Consider the following 23,617-nt stretch of genomic DNA (forward strand, 5'->3'; position numbering starts at 1 on the left):
ATCGTCCGGCGCGCCCATCAAGCCGAAGCACGCAGGCACCACGTCAAGCGACGACTGCGCCTCCAGGTCATCCAGATCTAGCTATGTAGTACTAGTCCGCCGACGCGCTCAGGAGCTGGGCCCTCGGGGTCCGCATGTGGCGCTTTTCACCCGCCGACGTCCGCGCCTCCACTTGCCGTCGGGCCCGACACCGGGACGATCACGGGTGGGAGAGCGGGCACCGCAGTCAACGGTGCTCCAACAAAGAAAATGAACATTCCTCGCATAATGTCGATGGAAGAATCGTTCCACCGGCTGGTGGACGTCCTGGACGCGCCGCCATCAACGAAGAAGCGCGGGCCGGCCTACGTCAACGGCTGGGAGAAGCGCAAGTGGGACCGGGAGATCTGCGAAGCGGCCCGGCCCCTCTTCACTCGCCTGGTCGTCATCGGGGCGACGTCCATGTTCTTCTGGGACGGGAAGAATCCGTTCTTCACCCAAGAGCGGATCGGCAAGGACGGCAAGCCATTCCCCCTCTGCAAGCTGCGCACCATGAGCAGCGCGCGGGGCATGGCGGCGAGCCTGGGCCCCAGCGACCCGCAGGCCGTCCCGCCTGGCGTGTTCCTGCGTAAGCGGCTCATCGACGAGATGATGCAGTGGGTGAACGTCCGCCGGGGTCAGATGTCCTGGTGCAACGCGCGGCCGCTGATCTGGGGCGAGATCTTCCATGATCCGGTGGCGCTTCGCGAAAACGGTCGCCTGCTCACCATGGAGCGCGTCTGCGGCCAGCGTCTGTTCAACCGGTGGCTGCCGGCCTACACGCTCGGCCTGCCCGGGCTCGCCAGCACGTTCAAGAGCGAGCTGTACGTGCCCGGGACGCCGGAGTTCATGATCGCGCGTGCCCATGCGAACATCGAGCAGGTGGAGACCGCGAGCCCGGAGTTGGATCGGGACCTCATGTTGGCGATGGCGTACAGGACCCTCAACGCCATGAAGGAAGGCCTGTAAACCAACGCCGCCATCAAGCGAGAGGGCGCGGCCATCGGCCGCGCCCTTTGCATTGTTGGCGGAGGGCCGTCAGTGTGATCCTCCTTCCGGAGCGTCGATCCAGACCAGCGTGACCGTTCGCGTACGGGAGAGAAGGCGCCGGGCCATTTCGGCGTTCTCGAACTGTCCGAACCAGCCTCCGGAGTCGCGGTAGACCAGGGCGTCGCCGTGGCGGAGCTGGATGCCCCAGCACAGGATTCCCCCGTCGTCCTGCTCGGCGTCGACCCAGCAGAGCGCGAAGCGCCGGGGCGCCTCTTCGGCGGCGAGCTCCGCCACCTCCTGCTCAAGGCCGGTGAATGTGAAAATCTTCGTCATGTCGCACAGTCTGTCGTTGCATACTTACACCGAGTAGTCATTCGCGTCCATGGTGAAGCCGCCGTGAGGGCGGTGCCCCCGACGGCGGACGGCGTCGTACGAGGTGAGGAGCCCCGCAGTGACATCGAAGACATCCGGCAAGCCGGCCGCCGCCACCGTCTCCGGCCTCACGGCGCTCGCCTACTGGGGCGACGAGCTGCGTTTCTACCGTGAGCAGGCCGGTCTCACCCAGGAACGGCTGGGCCGCGCGATCCACATCTCCCCGTCCATGGTCGCGATGGTCGAGACGGGCAGGCGCGCCCCCCGCATCGAGTTCATCAAGGCCTGCGACCAGGTCTTGAACACCAACGGCGCCCTCGCTCGCCTCTGGAAGCGGATCATCAAGCACTCCTACCTGGAGTGGTTCCGCCCCTTCGTCGAAGTCGAGTCCGAGGCCACCGAGATGCTGAAGTACGAGCCTCAGGCCGTGCCAGGTCTCCTGCAGACCGAGGAGTACGCCCGGGTCCAACTGCGCGCGGGACGCCCCCGCGATACCGATGAGGAGATCGAGAAGCACGTCGCCGCACGCATGAGCCGCCAGGAGATCCACACGCGAAAGAATCCGCCGTTCATGTGGGTCGTCCTCGACGAGGCCGTGCTCCGCCGCCCCTTCGGGGGAGCCGAGGTGATGCGGGACCAAATCGCCCGGCTGGTACACGTCTCGCAGTCTCCGCACGTCATTCTCCAGGTGCTTCCGTTCGCGGCCGGCGCGCATCCCGGAACCAGCGGACCGATGACCTTGTTCAGTCTCCCCGACGAGACGATGCTGGTTTACGCTGAAGCCTTCGGCGACGGGCATATCACCGGGCTTCCGGAGGAGGTCGCGAAATGTCGCATCGCTTTCGACCTTTTGCGCGCCTGTGCGCTCCCGCCTGATGACTCCGTCCGGATGATGGCAGAGCTGATCGGAGAGTGATGAGCGGCGCGGTCCAATGGCGTAAGAGCAGTCGCAGCAGCGGCCAGGGCGGTGACTGTGTGGAGGTTGCACGGTTGAGTGCTGAGGTCAGCAAGAAGTAACGAGTCGTCGGTCGCTATGGTGCGCTGGTGATCGACGAACAGGGCCTTCGGCTGGGGGCGGAGGCCGCGCACCGGTTGGCGCGGCTGGGCTGGTGTGAGATCGAGCCCGGCCTGAGCGACGCGGAGTTCGCTCGCATCGAAGGCGAGTACGGGTTCGAGTTCGCGGACGATCACCGAGGCTTCCTCGCGGCGGGGCTGCCGGTCAGTCACCCGCCGGAGGAGGGGCAGATGTGGGACAAGCCCTGGCCGGACTGGCGCAACGGCGACCCTGACCGACTGCGGGAACACCTCGACTGGCCGATCGAATGCTTCTTGGACGATGTTCGGCGCGGGCACTGGCAGCACGACTGGGGCGAGCGACCGGGCGTCCCCGAGGAGGCCGTGCGGTTGGCTCGGTCGAAGCTGGCGCGGGTGCCGAAGATGGTTCCGATCTATGCACACCGGTTCCTGCCGGCCGGGCGCGGCTCCTTCGGACATCCGGTGCTCTCGATGCGCGGCCGGGACATCATCTACTACGGGGCCGACCTGGTCGACTACATCGGCGAGGAGTTCGAGTCCGAGACGTCGCACCGTGACGGGACGGTCGAGCGGCGGCCGCGTGCGACGGTCCCGTTCTGGCGCGACTACCTTCCTGGCGCCACGGGCTCCTCCTGAGCGGATGTTGCCGTCGATGTTGCCGGTCGAACGTCCGGATCGTCGAGATTGTCCCGGCAGCAAGGACGTCAAAGGCTGCCTCCGCCGGTCCGTGCGGCCGAGCCGGCGGCGCGGGACGTACAAAAGGCTCGGTGATGCGGCGCGGCTGCCGGGCGCCAATGGGGCGATGCGCCCTGATCCGGGCATCGGTGGGACCGTTCGCCGAGACTTCCGCGCGGGGCGCGGCGCGCGGTCGCGGAGTCGTTCGGATCCGCCGTGGGCCGGGTGGTGGTCGTGGCCGTCCCCGACGGTTTGCGCAGGTCGGCGTCCTGGGCGGTATGGCACTCAATGTGCCTTGTGTGGTCGATTCGACTAGATTGGTGCTCAGGGGGCGGAACGTAACCATCGGGGAGTGACATGACGGAAACGGCCGCTCCACCCGGCCTGACCACCGGGACCTGGACCATCGATCCGGCCCACTCGGAGATCACCTTCAGCATCCGGCACCTCATGACGACGGTGCGCGGAAGCTTCACCGAGTTCGGCGGCACCATCGAGATCGCCGCCGACCCGTTCCTGTCCACCGCGACCGCCGAGATCGCCATCGCGTCCATCGACACGCGCAACGCCGAACGCGACGCCCACGTGCGGTCCTCGGAGATCATGGACGTGGAGCGTCATCCCACCATGACCTTCACGACGACGGGCGTGGCCTCGGCCCGTACCGGCCGTCGCGCGCGGCACCCACGCTACGGCGTGGACGGCGAGCTGACGATCCGCGGCATCACCAACCCCGTACGGCTGCTCACCGAGTTCCACGGCACCAGCGTCGACCCGTGGGGCGGGATGCGCGCCGGGTTCACCGCTTCCACGCGCATCCTGCGCTCGGACTTCGGCATTCAGTTCAACGTCCCGCTCCAGGGAGACCGCGTGGTCCTCGGTGACGAGATCGACATCGGCCTGGAGATTCAGGCCGTTCTGGCCGACGGCTGAGTCGCCGGGCGCTAAGGCGCACTGACGATCATCGAGCCCGTCCGAACGGGCTGCCTGATGATGGTCCTGAGTTTGGCGGGCTCGGCTCGGCGGGGGTCGCCGAGGTAGATCTCGTGGTGGTGCCCGGTCATCCGCAGGTCGTTGGCGGCGAGGTACTCGTGATGGAGCCTGGCGAGTACGGGTCCTTCGTCGTCGTACGGTCCGATGTGCAGGACCTGGGCGCTGGTGCCCTCCGTCAGGGTCTCGCGGCGGACCTGGGCGATCGTCGGGAGACCCTTCTTCGTCAGCGCGGCCTGCCTGGCCTCGTCGATGAGGTCGTCGGTGATCCAGTCGGGCTGGCTGATGAGCATGCGCCAGTGCCAGGCGTCCTTGGCGCGGGTGATGAACACCTCCGGGCGGTCGGACCACCACAGCCCTTCGAGCGGCCCGACGACGAAGTCCCGGCCGAGGGCGTTCTTGCTGGTGAACTTGATCGTGTAGGCGACGGCGTACAGCGCCTCGACGGCGCGGGCGTAGTCGGCGCTGGTGTTGGGGTCGCCGTGACCGTCGACGGCGATGAACCGTTGCGTGGGCACGTCGACCAGCGCCCAGTCGGTGTTCCTCGGCGCGTAGCACTGCTTGAGGTCTCGTTTGACGTCATAGCGGGTCATGGCCGTCTGCCTTCCTGGGCGTGTCGGGGGATCGGTTGCCGGGTTCGGCCGCCCGGTAGGCGGCCAGCCACTGCTGTTCGGCGGCCAGTTGGCCCAGCGCGTAGTCGAAGGTGGCACGGACGAAACCGGGCAGGTCGGGTTGGGCGTCGCGGGCCGCTTCGATGGCGGCGATCTTCTCCGTCAGGGCCGCGGCACGCCTGTCGAGCGCGGCCCGGAGGCGCTCGGGCGGAATGACCGGTTGGTTGGCCAGGCCGACCAGGACCGGCGGGAACATCGGCTGGAGTTCGGCCAGCGCCGCCTCCGCCGACCGCGCGCACGCACGGCGTCCCTCGGCCGTCGGTCCGTACACCCGGCGGGCCTTTCCCCGGGCGGCTCGTGCCGTGTCGACCTCGGTGATCAGGCCACGGTCGCGAAGCCGGGTCAGCAGGTAGTAGATCGAGCTGAAGCCGATCTCGGTCCACTCGCGCATGCCGCGCGCGCTGATGACCTCGTTCAGTTCGTAGCCGTGTCTGGGCTTCTCCACGAGCAGGCCGAGCAAGGTCAACTCGGCGGGCGTCAGGTCGGCGACCACACTTTTATCCTAGTACTAGGATAACCGCGCCTGCCACGGATTCTTGGACCAGGTGATCCCTTCTCGTCCCGGACGTGGTCCGGGACGAGCGGAGCGGACCGTGACCGACACCGCCACGCCGGGGCGGAGGTCAGGCGGTGAAGTGCCGGGTCAGCGCCGGCGCGAGGACGTCCGCCTTCACCATGTGGGTCTGGCCCGGCAGGGTCCGGTGGGCCGAGCCGGGGATGGCGGCGGCGAGGGCGGCGTTGGCGTTGCGCATCCAGGCCGGGCTCTTGCCGCCGTCGATCACGGCCGTCGGCACGGTGACCGACGCCCAGCGATCGGCGGGCAGCGGACGGCCCTTCATGAACTCGTCCACGAACGAGGCGTCGTACGGCAGCGTGTGAGCGACCTTCTTCAGCTTCGACCAGCCCGGCATGAAGCGCATCAGGGCCACCATGACGGCCGGCATCCCCACGACGCGCATGAAGCGCCGGACCGCGTCGCCCGGCCTGCCCGCGGCGATGGCCCGCTTCAGGTCGGCCACGTAGTCGTCCTCCACGGGCGTCCTGCTGTCGTCGACGATGAAGGGCGCCTCGTACAGGGCGAGCCGGCTGATCGGCAGGCCGCGGCGGGCGGCCTCCAGTGCCAGGGCGGCCCCGGAGGACACACCGCACACGAGCGCGGAACCACCCGCCTCCTCGATCAGGGCCGCCAGGTCCTCGACCTCGCGCGCCGGGTCGTACGAGGAGGCATCACCGCTCTGGCCGCGGCCGCGCCGGTCGTAGGTGTAGACGGTGAACCGGCTCTTCAGCTCCTCGGCGAGCTTGCCCATGGGGCCGAACTCCCGGGAGCACAGGGCGCCGTCGACCAGGATCACGGCGGGTCCCCGGCCGGTCCGGGTGAAGGCGATCGGCGTGCCGTCCGCCGACAGGACGGTCGAGGTCGCGGCGGAGGGGGCGGTGGCGGTCGAGGCGGTCATGTCGTGCTCCTTCGGGGTCCGTCTTCGCGCTTTCGCTGACGCGTCGAACGGCCCGGCGCTGGATCGACATCCGCCCGCGACGAACTTGAAGATTTTTCGACGGCGGCCGGCGGCTACGCGGGCTGCCCGTTGACCTCCAGGGTGACGCCCGGCCGCTCGGCCCAGAAGGCGAGCAGGCCCGCGATCCGCTCGACCCTCGGGAACGGCTCGGGGTAGGACCACACCACGTCCTCGGTCGTGCCGTCGTCCGTCCGCACCGACCAGTAGACGGCGTCCCCCTTGAACGGGCAGTGCGACGTCGTCGACGACGGCCTGAGCAGCTCCATGTTCACGTCCTCCGGCGGCAGGTAGTACCGCGCGGGGCAGCCGGTCTCGGTCAGCACCACGGGCCGCGAGGAGGTGGCCACGACGGTGTCCTTGATCCGCACCACGACCTGGTCCGACGCGGATTTGACGTCGATGTCATGTCCTTTGGTGTTCATGACACGATCCCATCAGACATCCCCGGCCGCGGTCCAGGCCGCACCGATTCGCTCAGCGGGTGCCGGCGTAGAGTTCGACGCGCAGGTCGTCGCCCTCGTGCAGGACGTACGTGGCGCTGATCCTGTCGGTCCACTCGACGGGCAGCAGGTAGTAGCGGTCGCCACGGGCGGTCAGTACCCGCAGGCCGCTGTAGCGGTACCCGAAGACGGAGCCCTTCGGTAATCGCTCGACCTGGACACCCGGCCCCGCCAGGGCCAGGGGACGGGCGCTGTAGACGACGGCCGCCGTACGGCTCTGCAGCTCGCGGGCCGTCTGCCGCCCCGCCTCGGTGCCTCTGGCGCTCGCGTACAGCGAGGCCATCCACAATCCGCACAGCGTCGTGATGATCAGCGCGAGCAGGCGCGAGACACAAAGGAGATCCACCATGACGCGACGAGACGGGGAAATGTCCGACGAGCTGGCTCTGGGCATCGTCGTCAACAACCTCGCATCCCTGGACGAGCCGGGCGAGACCACGTCGGGCGACGTCCGGAGGAGCTACACGGACGAGGGCCTCGCGAAGGCCCAGCGCAGGGTCTTCGGCGAGAAGCCCACGTCCTCGTGAGGACTCATCCCGAAGTTCCGGGGGCGGTGACATCCGCCCGCCTCTGACGAAGTGACCGGCCTCCGCTCCACGCGAGCGGAGGTCGGTTCTCGTCACAGGAGCGTCCGCCGGCTTCGCCTCGATGAGCGGTCCGGGTCCGTGCCGGGTCCACGCCGACGACGAACCTTTACATATCGGTGGTCTGGCGGTGAAGGCGGATCTATCCGGAAGGTCGTTGAATGGCGCCGCACAACGCCGACCTTCACGCGGGCGTCCCGGTACGTTCTCCGCTCTTGCGGAGCGTTTTACCGTGCGAGACCGATCGAGGCTCCGATGGGACCCGCCGGCGCGCCGCCCCTCGTTTATCGATCGTGAGTGCGGAGATGGGTTCAGCATAAACGCCCATTACGGGCGAAATCGGAGGGATCCGGGAGGCTGTCATGAGTCGTTACATGCCATACAGCTCCACCGGTCCGGCGCCCCGTTTCGGCGGCGTACGCGGCTGGCAGCAGGACATTCTTCGCGGCGAGTCCTGACTCAGTGAGGCGAGGTACTGCGGGGCCACCGCAGTACCTCCGCTCATGTCAGGCGGGTGATCCGGCGGAGGGAGCCGTTCGTGGCGCGATCGTTCTACCCTGTGACTCGGCGCGACGACCTCGTGGAGGACCTGTTCGGGATCCCGGTCGCCGATCCCTTCCGCTGGCTGGAGGACGGCCGCCACGCGGACGTGCGGTCCTGGGCGGCCGCCCAGGACCGCCTCTTCCGCGCGTGCCGCGTCCGCTGGAACCAGCGGCGGTCGTGGGCGGCCCTGGTGGACGAGGTGTCCTCCTTCGGCGTGTCGGACCCGCCGATGGTGCGCGGTCAGGTCAGGTTCTACGCCGAGCAGCGGCCGGAGGACGAGCAACGGCGCCTGCTCGTGGTCGACGCCGAGGGGAACAGACGGGTGCTGCTCGACCCGGCGCGGATCGACCCGTCCGGCCACACCGGGCTGTACGCCTGGTGGCCCTCGCGCGAGGGCCACCGCGTGGCCGTCCAGCTGGAGGTCGGCGAACAGCCCGGCAACGAGATCACGGTGCTGGACGCGCGGACCGGCGAGACCGTGGACGGGCCGCTGCCCCGTACGCGCAACACCTCGCTCGCCTGGCTGCCGGGCGGGGACGCGTTCTACTACGTCGGCCGGGCCCCCGACGAGGAACTGGCCGACGGCGACACACGGTTGCAGCGGCGGGTGCGGTTGCATCGGATCGGCACGCCCTGGCAGGCCGACACGGTCGTGTTCGGCGGCGACGACGCCCCGGACGACTATTACGGGCTCGCGGTCGGCGCCGACGGCCGGCACCTGGCGATCACCGCGTCGGCCGGGCCCGCCTCGCCCAACGCCGTGTACGTGGCCGAACTCACCGATCCGGCGGCCCCCTGCTTCACCATAATCGTGGACCGGCACACCACCCCCGCCCGAGTCCTGCCGAGGTTCCTCGCGGACGGTGACCTGTTGCTGGTCACCGACCACCAGGCCCCGTGCGGCCGGGTCTGCCGGGCGGACCGGCGCGATCCCCGCCCCGCCGCCTGGCGCACGCTGGTGCCCGAAGATCCCGAGGCCCCGCTCGACGAATGCCTGGTCCTGGACGACCCGGCACTGCCGCGTCCCCTCCTGCTGGTCGCCCGCGCCCGCCACGGCGTCTCCACCGTGACCCTGCACGACCTGGCGAGCGGCCGGCCGTTGACCCGCCTGCCCCTTCCCGGCGCGGGCGTCGTGTCGTCGCTGCGCACGAACCTCCCGCACGGCCGCCACGCCTGGTTCGGCTACTGCGACCCGACCACACCCCCGGCCGTCCACCGCTACGACGCCCTGAACGGGACGCTGGAACGGGAGACCGGCGCCACGACGGCCGGACCCGCCCCGGAGATCCTCAGCCGCAGCGTCCGCTACCCGGCCCGCGACGGCACCGAGGTCACACTGTTCCTGTTCACCCCGGCCGGCGAGGACGACGGTCCCCGGCCCACCCTCCTGTACGGCTACGGCAGCTTCGGCATGCCGATGCGCCCGTGGTTCTTCCCCCTGGCGGCCGCCTGGGTCGCCGCCGGCGGCATCTACGCGGTCGCCTGCGTACGCGGCGGCGGCGAAGGAGGCCGGCACTGGCACGAGGCCGGCCGCGGACCGTACAAGCGCCGCGCGATCAGCGACTTCAACGACGCCGCGGCCTGGCTCATCCGCACCGGCCGGACCACGCCCGGCCGGTTGGTGAGCTACGGCCAGTCCGGCGGGGGACTGCTGGTCACCGCCGCCGCCGTGCGGCGACCGGACCTGTACGCCGCCGTCATCGCGGCCGGGCCGCTGTGCGACATGGTGCGCTACGAGCGCTTCGGCCTGGGACGCACCTGGACCGAGGAGTTCGGCACCGCCTCCCGGCCCGACCAACTGCGCTGGCTGCTCGGATACTCGCCGTACCACAACGTCACGCCCGGCACCCCCTATCCCGCGTTCCTCCTCGCGGGGGCGGTGACCGACCTGCAGACCGGAGAGGCGCACGTCACCAAGATGTGCGCGGCCCTTCAGCACGCCACCAGCGGGGACCGGCCGATCCTGATGCGCCGGGAACCCGGCACCGCCCACGCGGCCTCTCCCGCGAGCAGGGAACGCGCCCTCACCGTAGACCTGCTGGCGTTCGCCGGGGAGTACACCGGCCTGTCACCGAAGAGACCGACCACCCGGCCGTACGAGGACACCGCCGAACCGGACTGACGACGCCCCGCCCGGCCGGGCCGGTCAGGGCTGGGCCCTGAACGGATCGTGCTCGGCCAGCAGCTTGTCCAGCCGGGCCTGGTCCACGCGACCGGTGATCGTGGCCGTCTCCTGCCGGTCCCGCACGCACTTGGCGAGCGTGAACGTCGAGGTCACCGCGTACAGGAACGCGAGCCCCAGGAACGCCCTGATCCATCCGCCGACCGGCAGGTAGGCGATGCCGATCGCGCAGGCCGTCAACGAGATCCCGAACGAGATGGCCGCCTGGACCAGGAACGCGGCCGTGGTGCTCGACTTGACCGTGGTGTTCATACGCCCATGGTCGGCCGCCCCGAGCTCGGCCACATGAGCAGTAGTACTCAATCCGCCGCGTCGCCGTGTCGGGGGGCTGTGGCAGGATCACCGCCATGGACACCGCCTCGACCAGCGGAAACGCGCCGCCGGCACCGACGTGCCCGGCGCGGGCCGACGAGGGTGCGGCGGCGGAGCCGGACGGCGCGCCCCGGTCCGTGGACATCGCCGCGTTGCGGCGGATGCGGGCGGCCAAGGACCTCATGGACCGATCCTGGTCCCAGCCGCTGGACCTGAACGTGGTCGCGGCGCGGGCCGGCTACTCGCGCTATCACTTCGTCCGGCGGTTCCGCGCCGTGTACGGGGAGACGCCGGGCCGGTACCTCACCCGCCGCCGGATCGAGCGCGCCCAGGAACTCCTCCGCTCGGCCAACCTGACGGTGACCGAGATCTGCTTCGTCGTCGGCTTCACGAGCCTCGGGACCTTCTGCACCCGCTTCAAGCGGCAGGTCGGAATGACGCCGACGGAGTTCCGCGCCCGCGAGCACCGGTCGGGACCGGCCCCGATCCCGGGCTGCTTCGCGCTGTTCTGGGCCGGCGGCTTTCGGCCCGAGTGAGCAATATCGGAGAAGCCGCCGCACGACGCTGATCCCTATCCTGAACAGCGCAAACCCCCGAATCGAGGAGCTCACGTGATCACCAATCTCGGCCTGGCCACCGTCTGGGTGCTCGACCAGGACTCGGCCAAGCGGTTCTACACCGAGAAGCTCGGCCTGGAACTGCGCAACGACATGCGGATGGGCGAGGACGGGCCCCGATGGGTCACCGTCGGCGCGAAGGGCCGCCCGGAACTCGACCTGACCCTCATGGTCCCGGGCCCGCCCGCACTCGACCCGGAGTCCGCGGAGCAGCTCAAGGCGCTCATCGCCAAGGGAGTCCTGGGCGCCGGCGCCTTCACCACGGACGACTGCGAGGGCGACTTCCGCGCGTTCTCCGCCCGGGGCGTCGAGTTCCTGCAGGAGCCGCAGCGGCGCCCGTACGGCATCGAAGCGATCTTCCGCGACGACTCCGGCAACTGGTACAGCCTGACCCAGCGCTTCGCGGAACTCGACGAGAGCGCCGACTGGGGCTTCGGCGGCGACGAGGACAAGCAGTCATAGAGCCCATCAGGATCCTCCAGCCCCGCGCGCCGCGGTGTGAGATGGCGCCGTGGCCGAAGGCGTGACCTGATCCCCTACGGGTACGGCATGCGGCGGTCGTAGGTCTCCAGGGCCTCGGACCGGGGAAGAAGCGCCGCGACGACCAGGTCCGGTGCCGTACCGATCAGCGGCGTCAGGTCGGGCGCGATGTCCTCGATCCGGATCCCGGACTCCTCCTCGCCGTCACCCCGCAGCGCGTCCTTCGAGGCGGGTTCCGCCGTCACCCCGCCGACCGGGGACACCCAGGGGACGGCGTCCGCGCCGTAGCCGACCGCGTCCGCGGGCAGTGCGTCCTCGGCGTCTTCAGCTCGCGCGGGGGCGAACACCTCCGGTGGCACGACCCACCCGCCGTCGCCCTGCGCGAAAGGCCGTGCGTCCCCGTGGCCGTCGGCGATCCGCCGTCGGCCGCCCACGGGCCCGGCCGGCGGGCCCTGGCGGTCCGCCCTGGGCCTGACCTGTCCGGGGCTACGGGCCGCCGGGGGCGGTTCACCGGCGTTCCTGGCGAAGGCGATGCCGAGCGGAGCCGCGTGCAGCGGCCTTCCTCCCGGGCTGCCGGAGATCGACGCGATGACGGAGTCCGAGGCCGTGCTGATCACCGAGACGTTGCCGGACGTCACGTTGCCGACCCACGCCTCCGTGCCGTCGGGCGTGATCGCCACCGTCCCCGGATTCCGGCCGGCCGTGACCGTCCGCCGGATCCGCCGCGTCGCCGTGTCGATCACCGCCACGGCATCGGCGTTCATCCGGCTGACATAGGCCTTGGCGCCGTTCGGCGTGACCGCCACGCCCCACGGCTGGTCCCCGACGGCGATCCGGCCGCGCACCCGGCCGCTCGCCGCGTCGAGCACCGCGACCGTATTCGCCCGGGGCTCCGTCACGTACAGCGTCCGGCCGGCCGGGTCCACCGCGACGCCCTGCGGACCGGCCGGGTCGCGGATTACGCGGACCACCCGGTCCTTCCGGGCGTCCAGCACCGCCACCCCGGAGTCGTACGTGACGTACGCCCGCGCCCCGTCCGCCGCGAACACCACCTGGCGGGGCGCCGTCCCGACCCGTACGGACCGCGCGACCGTGTCGGACCGGGCGTTGATCACCGCGACCGTGTCCGAACCGCCCTTCCCGGTGTCCCCGCCGGTGACCGCGGCGTACACCTTCGTCCCGTCCGGTGAGATCGCGACGCTCCGGGGGAACGGGCCGACGCGCAGCCGGCGTCCGGCGCCGGTCGCCGGGTCGACGACCAGCACGTCGAACTGGCCGGTGTCGGCGACGTACAGCTTCGCGCCGTCCGGGGTCACCGCGACGCCCTGCGCGGCGTCGGTGGGGATGCTGTTCGCCACGATCCGGTGGGTCGCGACGTCGATGGCGGCCACGGTGTACCCGCCGGCCAGCGCCACATAGGCGACGTACGGGCCGGCCGCCCGCCGCGCCTGCGGCTGCTCGCCCGGCGCCTCCCACCTCGATTCGCCGGGCGCGCTGTTGCTCGGGCTGGGCCGCGGCCGGGGCCCCTGCGCCGCCGAGCCCGCGGGGACGGCGAGGATGACCAGGCCCGCGACGCCGCCCGCCGTCAGGAGGAGACGCCGCCGTGAGATGCGCTTTCGCACGTGTGGATCCCTTCCGGTCCGCCGCGGCTCAGCCCCGGGGCCGAGGCCGAGGGCCCTTCTCCTGGTGCGGCAGGGACTGCGCCGCACCGGGGAACTCCGGGGTCGGCAACCGATCGACGGCGTCCGCCGCCTGCGCCAGCTCCCGCTTCGTCGGAGGCAACCGCGGCGGCCGGCCGCGCACCGCCACCCCCAGCGCGGACGTCAGGTCCCCGAACGCCCGCCGCCGCCAGGCGCTCACATTCGGCGCCGGAACCCCCGTCAACCGCTCCAGCAGCCGGAGCGTCGAGGTGTGGTCGAACGGTTCGCGGGCCACCCAGCCGCCCTGCGTCCATGGGGAGACGAGGATGCACGGCACGCGGAAGCCGCCGCCGATCGGCAGGCCCTCGACGAACTCATCTGGAGTACCCGCCGGAGGGACCGGGGGCGGGACGTGGTCGAACAGCCCGTCGTTCTCGTCGTAGTTGAGGATGAACAGCGTCTTGGCCCACACGGCGGGGTTGGACGCGATCGCGTCGATCTTGCTCGCCACATAGTCGGCGCCGGCGGCCGGGGTGTAGTCCGGATGTTCGGACTGGTAGCTCGTCGGGATGATCCAGGACACGGTCGGCAACCGGTCGTGGGCCGCGTCGAATTCGAACTGGTCCGCGGCGTACGTACGGAGCCCGTTACGGAACAGCGCCGAGTCGACCGGGGCGTTCTGGAACGACTCGAACCGTTCGAGTACGTTACAGCCGTAATTGTCGACCTCCTGGTAGACCCGCCAGTCGACCCCGGCGTCGGTCAACGCCTCCGGATAGGTCTTCCACCGGCACGGAACAGGAATCCGGTTGCCGGTGACGGGCCCGCCCTGCTCGCCGCCCGGATCGATGGTGCCGCTCATCAGATAGAGCCGGTTCGGCCAGGTCGGCCCCAGCACCGAGCAGAAATAGCTGTCGCAGATCGTGAAAGACTCGGCCAGGGCGAATTGGAACGGAATGTCCGCTCGGGTGTAGTGGCCCATCACGTACGGCGCGTTCGCCCCGTCGGCCGCCCGGTGCGCCGGCAGCCAGTTGTCCATCCTGCCGTCGTTCCACGCCTGGTGCTGGACCTTCCAGGCATGGTTGGTCGACGGGATGGCCTGCGCGTTCGTCGTGCGCGTGTCCAGGTGGAACGGCAGCAGATAGCCCGCCGGATTCTCCGGATCCGGCTGGTGGAAGACCGACCGGCCGGTGCTCAGCGTGATCGCCGCCGGGTCGGAGAAACCCCGCACCCCGGGAAGAGTCCCGAAATAATGATCGAACGAGCGATTCTCCTGCATCAGGACGACGACGTGCTTGATGTCGCCGAGCCGGCCCTTTCCCGGTGGCGGCGCGTCCGCCATCGCCCGCCGCAGGTTCGGAGGCAGGAACTCCGCGGCGAACGCCGCCGCGGCCAGCGCTCCCGCCGAACTGAACAGGCGGCGGCGGGTGAGTTCCGGCATATGTACGCTCCCGTCGAATCGAGACCACGAAAACACCCCATAGAAAATGGCTCATTCAAGGGCCTGGTGCAACGCGAACGTATGAACGACGTCCGATGATCGGATGACGGAAACGTTGATTCGGACAATTAACCTGACTGGCTGTTTCTACAATTTGTGGCGAGAAAGGGCTATTGTCGGGCCGATCGATGATCGACCGTGCTCAGCGGGGGAGGCGGCCACGGACCGGGCACGGCGCCGGCGGCGCCGGTCCACCGCCCGGATGAGCGCTCTGTTCCGAACGTCACACCGGAACGTGAATATCGGCTCCCATGCCGGGCAGGGCTCTTGGCGAACGGCCTCAAGCATCATTCTGGAAGGTACCGACCCATGAGCACCAACCTTCACGGCAAGACGATCGCCTTCCTCGTCGCCCCCGACGGGATCGAGCAGGTCGAGCTGACCGAGCCCTGGAAGGCCGTCGAGCAGGCCGGTGGCACGCCACGGCTCGTCTCCACCGGCAGCGGCCGGGTCCAGGCCCGCGACCACCTCGAGAAGGCCGACACCTTCCCCGTGGACGCCACCGTCGACGAGGTCTCGGCCGACGACTTCGACGCGCTCGTCCTCCCCGGCGGCGTCGCCAACCCCGACTTTCTGCGCACCGAGCCGAAGGCCGTCGCCTTCGCCAAGGGATTCTTCGACAGCGCCAAGCCGGTGGCGGCGATCTGCCACGCGCCCTGGACCCTCGTCGAGGCCGGCGTCGTACGCGGCCGCACCCTGACGTCCTGGCCCAGCCTGCGGACCGACATCCGCAACGCGGGCGGCACCTGGGTCGACCAGGAGGTCACGCGCTGCACCGCCGGCTCCAACACCCTCATCACCAGCCGCAAGCCCGACGACCTCAAGGCCTTCTGCCAGGAGCTCGTCGAGACGTTCGCGGCCTGAGCCGCCGGCCCGGCCGGTCGGCACATGGCGTGCCGGCCGCCCGCCCCGGCATCCGCCCGGCCGATCGCGGGGCGGGTGGCGGCTCCCGCGGTCGGTCCTGAGCGGCCGGATGGACGGGCGCGCGGCTGTTCACGCCGCGAAACCGGGCAAGCCCGACTTTCGGATCCGGCTGCCTGTTCGTCGCGACGCGGCATACCCTCACATTTGGACCAAGGGGCCCGTGTCGACCCCTTCGGTCTAGACCAATACGTGAACACTGGGCGACGCCGACCTGCATGAATACGCGTACCGCCCAGTAACTACCTAGGGTTGTAGCGTGAGTCGCCGAGCAAAGATCGTCAGCACGATAGGTCCCGCCTGTTCCAGCCAGGAGCGCATCAACGCTCTCGTGGAGGCCGGGATCGACGTTGCCCGGCTCAACATGAGCCATGGCACCCAGCAGCAGCACGCGGAGGTCTATCGATATCTCCGCGAAGCCTCCAACGCCACCGGGCACGGCGTCGGCATCCTCGCCGACCTCCAGGGACCCAAGATCAGGCTCGGCCGGTTCGCCGACGGCCCGGTCCGCCTGACCCTGGGCGACGAGTTCACCATCACCACCGAGGACGTCCCCGGCGACCGCAGCATGGTCTCCACGACGTACGGCGGCCTCCCCGGCGACGTCAACGCCGGTGACACCGTCCTCATCGACGACGGCCGCGTCGTCCTCAACGTCACCGCCGTCGACGGCCCCCGTGTCCGCACCCGCGTCCTCGTCGGCGGCATGGTCTCCGACCACAAGGGCCTCAACCTCCCCGGCGTCGCCGTCAGCGTCCCCGCCCTCACCGAGAAGGACGAGGACGACCTGCGCTTCGCCCTCCAACTCGGCGTCGACATGGTCGCCCTGTCCTTCGTCCGCAGCCCCGACGACGCCACGACCGCCCGCCGCATCATGGAAGAGGAGGGACGCACCGTCCCCCTCCTCGCCAAGATCGAGAAGCCGCAGGCCGTCGAGCGCCTCGAGGACATCGTCGAAGCCTTCGACGGCATCATGGTCGCCCGCGGCGACCTCGGCGTGGAGCTCCCGCTCGAGCAGGTCCCCATCGTCCAGAAACGCGCCATCGAGCTCACCCGCGAGAAGGCCCGCCCGGTCATCGTCGCGACGCAGATGCTCGAATCCATGATCAGCGCGCCCCGCCCCACCCGCGCCGAGACCTCCGACGTCGCCAACGCCGTCTTCGAAGGCGCCGACGCCGTCATGCTCTCCGGCGAGACCAGCGTCGGCGACTACCCCATCGAGTCCGTCCAGACCATGGGCCGCATCGTCTGCGCCGCCGAGGAGCACACCCTCCGCGCCACCCACTCCCTCGACCGCGTCCCCGAGACGGTCGGCGGGGCCATCGCCCGCGCCGCCGCCGAGGTCGGCGCCACCGTCGGAGCCAAGGCCCTCGTCGCCTTCACCATGACCGGTGAGACCGCGCGCCGCCTGTCCCGCTACCGCTCGCCGATCCCCCTCCTGGCCTTCACCGCCCGCCCCGAGACCCGCAGCCAGCTGGCCCTCGTCTGGGGCGTCGAGACCTTCATCGTCCCCGAGGTGTTCCACACCGACGAGATGGTCCGCCAGGTCGAGGCCGCGCTCCTCGAGATCGGCCGCCTCCAGAAGGGCGACCGCGTCGTCATCGTCGCCGGCTCGCCCCCCGGCATCCCCGGCTCGACCAACGCGCTGCGCGTCCACCGCCTCGGCGACGCCATCGCCACTCACCCGTCGCCCTGACGCGGGTCGAGCATCGTAGAGCGCGGGCCACCGCCACGGCAGGTGGTGGCCCGTGCCCACCGGGGCGACGCCGCGGGCCGGACCCGCGCCTCCACGCCGGACGAACGGTGCCGCCTCAGTGTCCGAGATCGTTCAGGTCGGCCCAGATCCGGCGTTCCGCGGGGCTGGGCGGCACGTGCGGCGTCGCCCGTTCCGGGTGCCCCGCGGGAAGCGTCGGCTCCTCGGGAACCGGCCGCGCGCCTTCGCCCTCGTCGAACACGTAAGCCGGCGGCATCGGGAACGCGCCGGCGCCCATCTTGCCGAGCCCCTCCCACAGGTACCGCATCGCCTTCCGCAGCGGCCTCAGCCTCCGGGAAGAGCGGTCACGTCGTCGCGGGCACACAGAACTCCTGCCAATCACCTGGGGTGTTCGTGCCCGGCAGTGTGGACCGGCGCGCTGGAGATCGAGTCGAGCGCTCATCGCCGCGCCGCCCCACGGTCCTGCGTTCGCCGTCCCAGCGGTCTTCCAGCAGCCGTTGAGGCGGCCGCGCGACGCTGCCCTGGTGACCGCACTATCAGTGGCCTCCGGCCCGGCGCAGTGGGTCCGCTGCCCCCGGTGCCAGGACTTGATCTACGGTAGGCGATACGAGCGGGACCTGCGGGTGTGCCATGGATGTGGCGCTCACGCAAGGCTCACGGCCCCGGAGCGGATCGCCCAACTGCTGGACCCCGACACCGCCGTCCCGATCGAGCCGGCGGCCGTCGTCGAGGACCCGCTCGGCTTCACCGATTCCGTTCCCTACCCGGACCGGCTCCGCGACGCGCGCGAGCGTACCGGCCTGACCGAGGCCGTCACCTGCGTCATGGGGACGCTGATGGGGCACCCTCTCGTCGCCGCCGTCATGGACTTCCGTTTCCTCGGCGGCAGCCTCGGAGTCGCGGTGGGGGAGGCGATCGCCCTCGCCGCCGCAACGGCGTCACGGCGGCGGGCGCCCCTGCTGATCGTCACCGCGTCGGGCGGCGCGCGCATGCAGGAGGGCGCCTACGCGCTGATGCAGATGGCCAAAACGAGCCAGGCGCTCGTCGAACTCGACGAGGCCGGGATACTCACCATCTCGCTGATCAGCGACCCGACCTACGGCGGCGTCGCGGCCTCGTACGCGACGCTGAGCGACGTCATCATCGCCGAGCCGGACGCGCGCATCGGGTTCGCCGGCCCACGGGTGATCCAACAGACCATCCGGGAGGAACTGCCGGAGGGCTTCCAGACCGCGGAGTTCATGCGGGAGCGGGGAATGATCGACCGGGTCGTCCCCCGATCGCAGCTGCGGCCGGTCATCGCGTCCCTGCTCGGCGTACAGCGCACCGCCGGGCCGGAACCGGCGGCGCCGGGCGAGGCCGGCCGGGGTGCGCCGGGCGAGGCGGACGACCACCGGCCCCGCGCGGCCGATGGCGGTGTGACCCGGGGCGCCTACGACGGTGCGCTCAGGGGGGCCGACGACCACCGGCGCCCCCACGCCGACGAGGAGATGCCCGGGGACGCGGGCGACGACGGGCAGGCCGGGCTGATCCGGGACCCGGACCGAGTGGCGGTCGGTGACCCCTGGCAGGCGGTGGGCCTTGCCCGGCACCAAGAGCGGCCCACCACGCTCGACTACGTCTACCACCTGCTGGCCGACTTCCAGGAGCTGCGCGGCGACCGGCTGGTCGGCGACTGCCCTGCGATCGTTGGGGGAGTCGGCCGGCTCGGCGACGAGCCCGTCGTGCTGATCGGCCACGAGAAGGGCCACGGAACCGCCGAGCGCATCGCTCGCAACTTCGGCATGGCCATGCCGGAGGGATACCGCAAGGCGGCCCGCCTGATGCGGCTCGCGGCCAAGCTCGGACTGCCGGTCATCACCCTGGTCGACACGCCCGGTGCCCACCCCGGCACCGAGGCCGAGGAGCGCGGACAGGCATGGGCGATCGCCGAGAACATCCGTCTGATGTCCGGACTGCCGGTACCGATCGTGTCCGTCGTCACCGGAGAGGGAGGCAGCGGCGGCGCCCTGGCACTCGCGGTCGGCGATCGCGTGCTCGCCTGCGCAGGGGCGATCTACTCGGTGATCAGCCCGGAAGGATGCGCCGCCATCCTCTGGAAGGACCAGGCGGCGGCGCCGGAGGCGGCGGCCGCGTTGCGGATCGACGCACGGGAACTGCTCCGCCACCGGATCGTCGACGCGGTCGTCCCGGAGCCCGAGGGCGGCGCACACCGGGATCCGGCGGCGGCCGGCGGGCTGCTGCGCGCCGCGCTCCTCGCGGCACTGCGCGAGGTCCGCGCCACCGACCCTGCGGATCTGGTGCGTCTTCGCCGGCTGCGGTTCCGCCGGTACGGCCTGGACGACGGTAGGACCGGAGTCGACTCGCCGGCGTCGGATCCGCGCGGCGGAGAGGGGCGGTAGGCGTGCCCCGAGCGACGACGAGGTCGGCGAACCCAAGGAGAACGTTATGACCGATGACCTCTTCACCGTGAGCGAGAGCCGCATCGACGAACTGTGCCGGCAGACCAAGGACCTCATCCGCGCGGCGCCGGGCCCGCTCCGGCGTGTACGGGTACGAGCCGGGGACTCCGTCGTCGAGATCGAGTGGTCGGAACCGGCCGCGGTCTCCGGCGGCGCCCAGGCGACCGTCCTGCCCGTGGCCGAGGCCGCGTACGCCGGGTCGTCCGCCGAGCCGACGACCGGGCCGTCGTCCGAATCACCGGACACCGAGGCCCTGGTCGCGATCGAGGCCCCGCTGGTGGGGACCTTCTACCGTGCCCCGTCGCCGGACGCCCGGCCCTTCGTCGAGGTCGGAGACGTGGTGGAGCCCGGACGGCAGGTGGCGATCGTGGAGGCGATGAAGCTGATGAACCCGGTCGCGGCCGACCGGGCGGGTCGCGTCGTCGAGGTGCTCGTCTCGGACGGCTCACCGGTGGAGTACGGAGAGGCGCTCCTTCTGATCGCGCCCGCGTGACGAACGGACACCACGACTGGGAGGCACGCATGTTCACAACGGTCCTGATCGCGAACCGCGGGGAGATAGCGCTCCGGGTCGCCCGTACCTGCCGGGAGATGGGAGTCCGGACCGTGGCGGTCTACTCCGACAGCGACGAGGACTCCGCGGTGACGCGGTTCGCCGACGAGTCCGTACGGATCGGCCCGCCTGCGTCCCGCCGCAGCTACCTGAACGCGGCGGCGATCGTCACGGCGGCCCGGCACGCCGGTGCCGACGCCGTGCACCCTGGGTACGGCTTCCTGTCCGAGGACCCGGACTTCGCCGAGATCTGCGCTGCCGAGGGACTGACCTTCATCGGGCCCCCGGCCTCCGTGCTGAGCGGGCTCGGGGACAAGGCGCGGGCCCGCGAGATCGCTCAGGCGGCGGGACTGCCGGTGCTGCCGGGCAGCCTGTTGCCGGTCTCGACGCCCGAGGAGGCGGCCAAGATCGCCGACGACATCGGGTACCCGGTCATCATCAAGGCGGTGGCGGGCGGTGGCGGCCGGGGCATGACCGTCGTCCGCGATCCGCGGAGCCTGCCGCGGGCGTACGCCGAGGCGCGCGCGGGCGCGAACGTGGCGTTCGGCGACTCCCGGGTCTACATCGAACGCTTCCTGGAGACCGCCCGGCACATCGAGGTGCAGATCCTCGCGGACGGGCAGGGCAACGTCCTCCATCTCGGAGAGCGGGACTGCTCCATTCAGCGGCGCCGTCAGAAGCTCATCGAAGAGACGCCCGCCCCGGGCCTTCCCGCCGGATCGGCCGATCGGATCTGCGCGGCCGCCGTGGAGGCGGCGCGCGCGGTCGGCTACGCGGGCGCCGGAACGTACGAGTTCCTCGTCGACCACGACGGCGACTTCTACTTCATGGAGGCCAACTGCCGTATCCAGGTGGAGCATCCCGTCACGGAACTGGTCACGGGCGTCGACCTGGTACGGGAGCAGCTGCGCGTGGCCGCGGGGTACGGGCTGTCGCTGCAGCAGGAGGACGTCCGTCCCCATGGGGTCGCGATCGAGTGCCGCGTCAACGCCGAGGACCCGGGCCGCGGCTTCCTGCCCACGGCGGGACTGCTGGAGGAGTTCGTGCCGCCGGGCGGCCCGTTCGTCCGCGTGGACACGCACGGGCACGCGGGGATGCGCGTGACCGCCGACTACGACTCCCTGCTGGCCAAGGTCGCCGTCTGGGCGCCCGACCGGCGGCAGGCGATCGCCCGGGCCGACCGGGCGCTCGGGGAGTTCCGAATCGCCGGCCGGGGCATGGCCACGACCGCCGGCTTCCTGAGAAACGTCCTGGAGGATCCATTGTTCCGTGACGCCAAGCACACGACGGCCTTGATCGACGACCGAACGGAGGCGGGCCGGTGAACGAGGAGCGGACGCCGGTCCTGATCGTCGGCGGGAGCCTGGTGGGGTTGTCGGCGGCGCTCTTCCTGTCCTGGCACGGGATCCGGTCCGTGCTCGTCGAGCGCAACACCGGGCTGTCACCGCATCCACGGGCACGTGGAGTGAACGCGCGGACGATGGAGCTGTACCGCCAGGTGGGCATCGAGGACAGGATGCGCTCCACCGGGTCGGCGCTGGCGCTCCGGGCCAACGAGGGCATCATCGCCGCCGAGTCGCTGGCCGGACGCGAGTACGGCGCCCTGGAGGAGGCCTACAACAGCGATCCGGTGGCGAACGGCCGGTGGCGGAGCCCGACGGACTGGTGCCTGTGCCATCAGCACGAAGTGGAGCCCATCCTCCGCGAGCGCGCGGCGGAACTCGGCGCCGATCTGCGCTTCGGCACGGAGTTGACGGAGTTCGACCAGGACGCGGACGGGGTGTGGGCGGAGGTCCGGGACGCGGACGGCGTCCGGCGCCGGATCCGGGCGGACTACCTGATCGCCGCGGACGGCGCGGGCGGCCGGATCCGCGACGCCCTCGGGATCGGGGCCGACGGGCCCGGGACGCTCGGGCACTTCGTCAACGTCCGGTTCCGCGCGGACCTGCGCGAACCGCTGCGCGGTCGGCGCTTCGTGATGTGCTACACGATCAGTGGCCCGGCGCGGTGCGGCCTGCTGCCGGTCGACAACGCCGAGGAATGGCTGCTGCACGTGCCGTTCGAGCCGGGCGCGTCGCCGGAGTTCACCGCGGACCGTTGCGTCGCACTGGTACGGGCGGCGGCCGGTGTCCCCGATGTCGAGGTGACCATCGAGGGCGTGGCACCGTGGGAGTCCGCGGGCCGCACGGCTCGCCGGTACGCCCACGGACGGGTGTTCCTCGTGGGTGACGCGGCCCACGTCATGCCGCCCTCGGGTGCCTTCGGGTCGAACACCGGCGTGCAGGACGCGCACAACCTCGCATGGAAGCTGGCGCTGGTCCTGTCCGGCAGGGCGGGCCCTGGGCTGCTCGACACGTACGACGAGGAGCGGCGCCCGGCCGGCGCGGCGACGGTGGAGCAGGCCGTGCTGCGGTCCAAGGACCGGCCGCGGATCGCCGGCGGCCCGAGCGTCCCGCCGGACCCTGCCATTCGGCCGGACACCGTTGTGGCCTTCGGTCAGCGGTACCGCTCCGCGGCGGTCGACCCGGGCCTTCCGGCCGACGCCGACCCGTGGGAGCCGGGGCCGTCCGGTCTGCCCGGCACGCGCGCCCCACACGTCGACGTGCGCGTGAACGGCCGGTCCGCGTCGACGATCGACTTGTACGGGCGGAACTTCGTCCTGCTCACCGGGCCGTACGACGGCGCCTGGGCGGAGGCGTTCGCCTCCGCCGCGGAACGGATCGGCGTCGGCCTGGACGTCCACCGCGCCGGGCATGAGGTGGTCGCCGTGGACGAGGATCTGTGCGAGGCGCACGGCATCGGATCGTCCGGCGCGCTCCTGGTCCGCCCGGACGGCTTCATCGCCTGGCGATCCGCCGAGGCTCCCCTGACCGTCTCGGTCGACTCGGCGGCCAGGGTGTTCGCCCGGCTGCTGGCGACAGAGGCGCCCACCACCCGGGACGTCGGCCCGGTGCGCGGACTCATCGTTCGGTGACGGTGTAGACCTCATAGTGGCCACCCGGCCGCGAGCGGTCCTGATAGGGCCGTAGCGGCGACGGGTGGCCCTGCCGTCGCATCTCCCGCTCCCATGCCTCATAGGCGGCCGTGTCCTCCCACTCCATGAGGAGGGCGAAGACGTCATCCCCCGCCGTGGAGCGGAGCAACTCATGGCGTACGAGGCCGGGCGTGCCGCGAAGCATGTCCCGCGCGGCCTGATAGGCGGTCTGCACGGCGCGTTCCGGGGACGCCGGGTTGCGGTAGTGCACGACCACGCGTACTGGATCGTCGCTCATCGTTCGCTCCAATCGAGGGCGGCGGCGGCCGCCCGGCCGAAGCCGGGCACAGGGCCGACCGGGCGCGGAAG

26 protein-coding genes are annotated in these 23,617 nt (G+C 71.0%); 15 read left to right on the forward strand and 11 right to left on the reverse strand.

Translation table 11 applies throughout. The features are described 5' to 3' along the window. Positions 1 to 273: 273 nt before the first annotated feature. Complete coding sequence (locus AB0K82_RS22990; RefSeq protein ID WP_364399980.1) at positions 274 to 987, forward strand: sugar transferase; 714 nt, start codon at positions 274 to 276, stop codon at positions 985 to 987. A gap of 69 nt (positions 988 to 1,056) precedes the next feature. Here the strand turns inward: AB0K82_RS22990 and AB0K82_RS22995 are convergent, their stop codons facing one another. Further along, positions 1,057 to 1,341 carry a hypothetical protein gene (locus AB0K82_RS22995; RefSeq protein ID WP_364399983.1) on the reverse strand — a complete coding sequence of 95 codons (285 nt, stop codon included), beginning with the start codon at positions 1,339 to 1,341 and terminating at the stop codon, positions 1,057 to 1,059. A 118-nt stretch (positions 1,342 to 1,459) separates the two neighbouring features. Between AB0K82_RS22995 and AB0K82_RS23000 the strand changes: the two genes are divergently transcribed. The 4 genes from AB0K82_RS23000 (at position 1,460) to AB0K82_RS23015 (ending at position 4,023) form a co-directional block, all read left to right on the forward strand. Next, complete coding sequence (locus AB0K82_RS23000; protein WP_364399986.1) at positions 1,460 to 2,296, forward strand: helix-turn-helix transcriptional regulator; 837 nt, start codon at positions 1,460 to 1,462, stop codon at positions 2,294 to 2,296. Continuing rightward, entirely contained in the window at positions 2,296 to 2,397 is a 102-nt protein-coding gene (locus AB0K82_RS23005) for a DUF397 domain-containing protein (protein ID WP_364399989.1), read from the forward strand. Before AB0K82_RS23000 ends, AB0K82_RS23005 begins: the two co-directional genes overlap by 1 nt. A gap of 27 nt (positions 2,398 to 2,424) precedes the next feature. After that, positions 2,425 to 3,051, forward strand: coding sequence for a hypothetical protein (locus AB0K82_RS23010; protein WP_364399992.1), 627 nt, complete (start codon positions 2,425 to 2,427; stop codon positions 3,049 to 3,051). A 396-nt stretch (positions 3,052 to 3,447) separates the two neighbouring features. Next, positions 3,448 to 4,023: a YceI family protein gene (locus AB0K82_RS23015; protein ID WP_364399995.1), complete on the forward strand. Its 576-nt coding sequence runs from the start codon at positions 3,448 to 3,450 to the stop codon at positions 4,021 to 4,023. 11 nt (positions 4,024 to 4,034) lie between these two features. On the opposite strand, the gene AB0K82_RS23020 is transcribed toward AB0K82_RS23015, so the two are convergent. The 5 genes from AB0K82_RS23020 to AB0K82_RS23040 form a co-directional block, all read right to left on the reverse strand. Beyond that, entirely contained in the window at positions 4,035 to 4,673 is a 639-nt protein-coding gene (locus AB0K82_RS23020; RefSeq protein ID WP_364399998.1) for a GyrI-like domain-containing protein, read from the reverse strand. Continuing rightward, on the reverse strand, positions 4,660 to 5,244 hold the full coding sequence (locus AB0K82_RS23025; protein ID WP_364400001.1) for a PadR family transcriptional regulator: 585 nt from the start codon (positions 5,242 to 5,244) through the stop codon (positions 4,660 to 4,662). The genes AB0K82_RS23020 and AB0K82_RS23025 overlap by 14 nt, the downstream gene beginning before the upstream one ends. A 130-nt stretch (positions 5,245 to 5,374) precedes the next feature. Continuing rightward, entirely contained in the window at positions 5,375 to 6,205 is an 831-nt protein-coding gene (locus AB0K82_RS23030) for an alpha/beta hydrolase (RefSeq protein WP_364400004.1), read from the reverse strand. A 113-nt stretch (positions 6,206 to 6,318) separates the two neighbouring features. After that, positions 6,319 to 6,687, reverse strand: coding sequence for a DUF427 domain-containing protein (locus AB0K82_RS23035; protein WP_364400007.1), 369 nt, complete (start codon positions 6,685 to 6,687; stop codon positions 6,319 to 6,321). A gap of 52 nt (positions 6,688 to 6,739) precedes the next feature. Then, positions 6,740 to 7,114, reverse strand: a complete 375-nt coding sequence (locus tag AB0K82_RS23040; RefSeq protein ID WP_364400010.1) for a hypothetical protein — start codon at positions 7,112 to 7,114, stop codon at positions 6,740 to 6,742. Between AB0K82_RS23040 and AB0K82_RS23045 the strand changes: the two genes are divergently transcribed. Both AB0K82_RS23045 and AB0K82_RS23050 read left to right on the forward strand, forming a co-directional pair. Beyond that, complete coding sequence (locus AB0K82_RS23045; protein ID WP_364400013.1) at positions 7,113 to 7,292, forward strand: hypothetical protein; 180 nt, start codon at positions 7,113 to 7,115, stop codon at positions 7,290 to 7,292. The genes AB0K82_RS23040 and AB0K82_RS23045 overlap by 2 nt on opposite strands. Positions 7,293 to 7,908: 616 nt before the next feature. Next, positions 7,909 to 10,014: a prolyl oligopeptidase family serine peptidase gene (locus AB0K82_RS23050; RefSeq protein ID WP_364400016.1), complete on the forward strand. Its 2,106-nt coding sequence runs from the start codon at positions 7,909 to 7,911 to the stop codon at positions 10,012 to 10,014. A 24-nt stretch (positions 10,015 to 10,038) separates the two neighbouring features. On the opposite strand, the gene AB0K82_RS23055 is transcribed toward AB0K82_RS23050, so the two are convergent. Continuing rightward, entirely contained in the window at positions 10,039 to 10,326 is a 288-nt protein-coding gene (locus AB0K82_RS23055) for a YiaA/YiaB family inner membrane protein (RefSeq protein WP_364400019.1), read from the reverse strand. Positions 10,327 to 10,421: 95 nt separating this feature from the next. Between AB0K82_RS23055 and AB0K82_RS23060 the strand changes: the two genes are divergently transcribed. Both AB0K82_RS23060 and AB0K82_RS23065 read left to right on the forward strand, forming a co-directional pair. Further along, positions 10,422 to 10,922 (forward strand): helix-turn-helix transcriptional regulator, encoded by a 501-nt coding sequence (locus AB0K82_RS23060; protein WP_364400022.1) that lies wholly within the window; start codon positions 10,422 to 10,424, stop codon positions 10,920 to 10,922. A 75-nt stretch (positions 10,923 to 10,997) separates the two neighbouring features. After that, positions 10,998 to 11,465, forward strand: coding sequence for a VOC family protein (locus tag AB0K82_RS23065; RefSeq protein ID WP_364400025.1), 468 nt, complete (start codon positions 10,998 to 11,000; stop codon positions 11,463 to 11,465). Positions 11,466 to 11,539: 74 nt separating this feature from the next. Here the strand turns inward: AB0K82_RS23065 and AB0K82_RS23070 are convergent, their stop codons facing one another. After that, positions 11,540 to 13,105, reverse strand: coding sequence for a YncE family protein (locus AB0K82_RS23070; RefSeq protein ID WP_364400028.1), 1,566 nt, complete (start codon positions 13,103 to 13,105; stop codon positions 11,540 to 11,542). 28 nt (positions 13,106 to 13,133) lie between these two features. Continuing rightward, positions 13,134 to 14,564, reverse strand: coding sequence for an alkaline phosphatase family protein (locus tag AB0K82_RS23075; protein ID WP_364400031.1), 1,431 nt, complete (start codon positions 14,562 to 14,564; stop codon positions 13,134 to 13,136). Between the two features lie 369 nt (positions 14,565 to 14,933). On the opposite strand from AB0K82_RS23075, the gene AB0K82_RS23080 reads away from it, so the two are divergent. Together AB0K82_RS23080 and pyk are read left to right on the forward strand one after the other, a co-directional pair. Further along, complete coding sequence (locus tag AB0K82_RS23080) at positions 14,934 to 15,488, forward strand: type 1 glutamine amidotransferase domain-containing protein (protein WP_364400034.1); 555 nt, start codon at positions 14,934 to 14,936, stop codon at positions 15,486 to 15,488. 316 nt (positions 15,489 to 15,804) lie between these two features. Then, on the forward strand, positions 15,805 to 17,241 hold the full coding sequence (gene pyk / locus AB0K82_RS23085) for a pyruvate kinase (protein WP_364400037.1): 1,437 nt from the start codon (positions 15,805 to 15,807) through the stop codon (positions 17,239 to 17,241). 115 nt (positions 17,242 to 17,356) lie between these two features. On the opposite strand, the gene AB0K82_RS23090 is transcribed toward pyk, so the two are convergent. Then, positions 17,357 to 17,566, reverse strand: a complete 210-nt coding sequence (locus AB0K82_RS23090) for a DUF6059 family protein (RefSeq protein WP_364400040.1) — start codon at positions 17,564 to 17,566, stop codon at positions 17,357 to 17,359. Positions 17,567 to 17,783: 217 nt separating this feature from the next. Here AB0K82_RS23090 and AB0K82_RS23095 point away from each other — a divergent pair, with 217 nt between their 5' ends. The 4 genes from AB0K82_RS23095 to AB0K82_RS23110 are packed head-to-tail and all read left to right on the forward strand — an operon-like array spanning position 17,784 to position 23,248. After that, positions 17,784 to 19,661: an acetyl-CoA carboxylase carboxyltransferase subunit alpha gene (locus tag AB0K82_RS23095; protein ID WP_364400043.1), complete on the forward strand. Its 1,878-nt coding sequence runs from the start codon at positions 17,784 to 17,786 to the stop codon at positions 19,659 to 19,661. A 46-nt stretch (positions 19,662 to 19,707) separates the two neighbouring features. After that, positions 19,708 to 20,214 (forward strand): acetyl-CoA carboxylase biotin carboxyl carrier protein, encoded by a 507-nt coding sequence (gene accB / locus AB0K82_RS23100; protein ID WP_364400046.1) that lies wholly within the window; start codon positions 19,708 to 19,710, stop codon positions 20,212 to 20,214. Between the two features lie 29 nt (positions 20,215 to 20,243). Continuing rightward, entirely contained in the window at positions 20,244 to 21,599 is a 1,356-nt protein-coding gene (locus AB0K82_RS23105) for an acetyl-CoA carboxylase biotin carboxylase subunit (RefSeq protein WP_364400049.1), read from the forward strand. Then, positions 21,596 to 23,248: an FAD-dependent monooxygenase gene (locus tag AB0K82_RS23110; protein WP_364400052.1), complete on the forward strand. Its 1,653-nt coding sequence runs from the start codon at positions 21,596 to 21,598 to the stop codon at positions 23,246 to 23,248. The genes AB0K82_RS23105 and AB0K82_RS23110 overlap by 4 nt, the downstream gene beginning before the upstream one ends. On the opposite strand, the gene AB0K82_RS23115 is transcribed toward AB0K82_RS23110, so the two are convergent. Beyond that, positions 23,235 to 23,546 (reverse strand): antibiotic biosynthesis monooxygenase family protein, encoded by a 312-nt coding sequence (locus tag AB0K82_RS23115; protein WP_364400055.1) that lies wholly within the window; start codon positions 23,544 to 23,546, stop codon positions 23,235 to 23,237. The genes AB0K82_RS23110 and AB0K82_RS23115 overlap by 14 nt on opposite strands. Between the last annotated feature and the right edge of the window lie 71 nt (positions 23,547 to 23,617).

Origin of the sequence: Actinoallomurus sp. NPDC052274, from assembly GCF_040679475.1 — a bacterium.
Taxonomy (GTDB): Bacteria; Actinomycetota; Actinomycetes; order Streptosporangiales; family Streptosporangiaceae; genus Actinoallomurus; species Actinoallomurus liliacearum.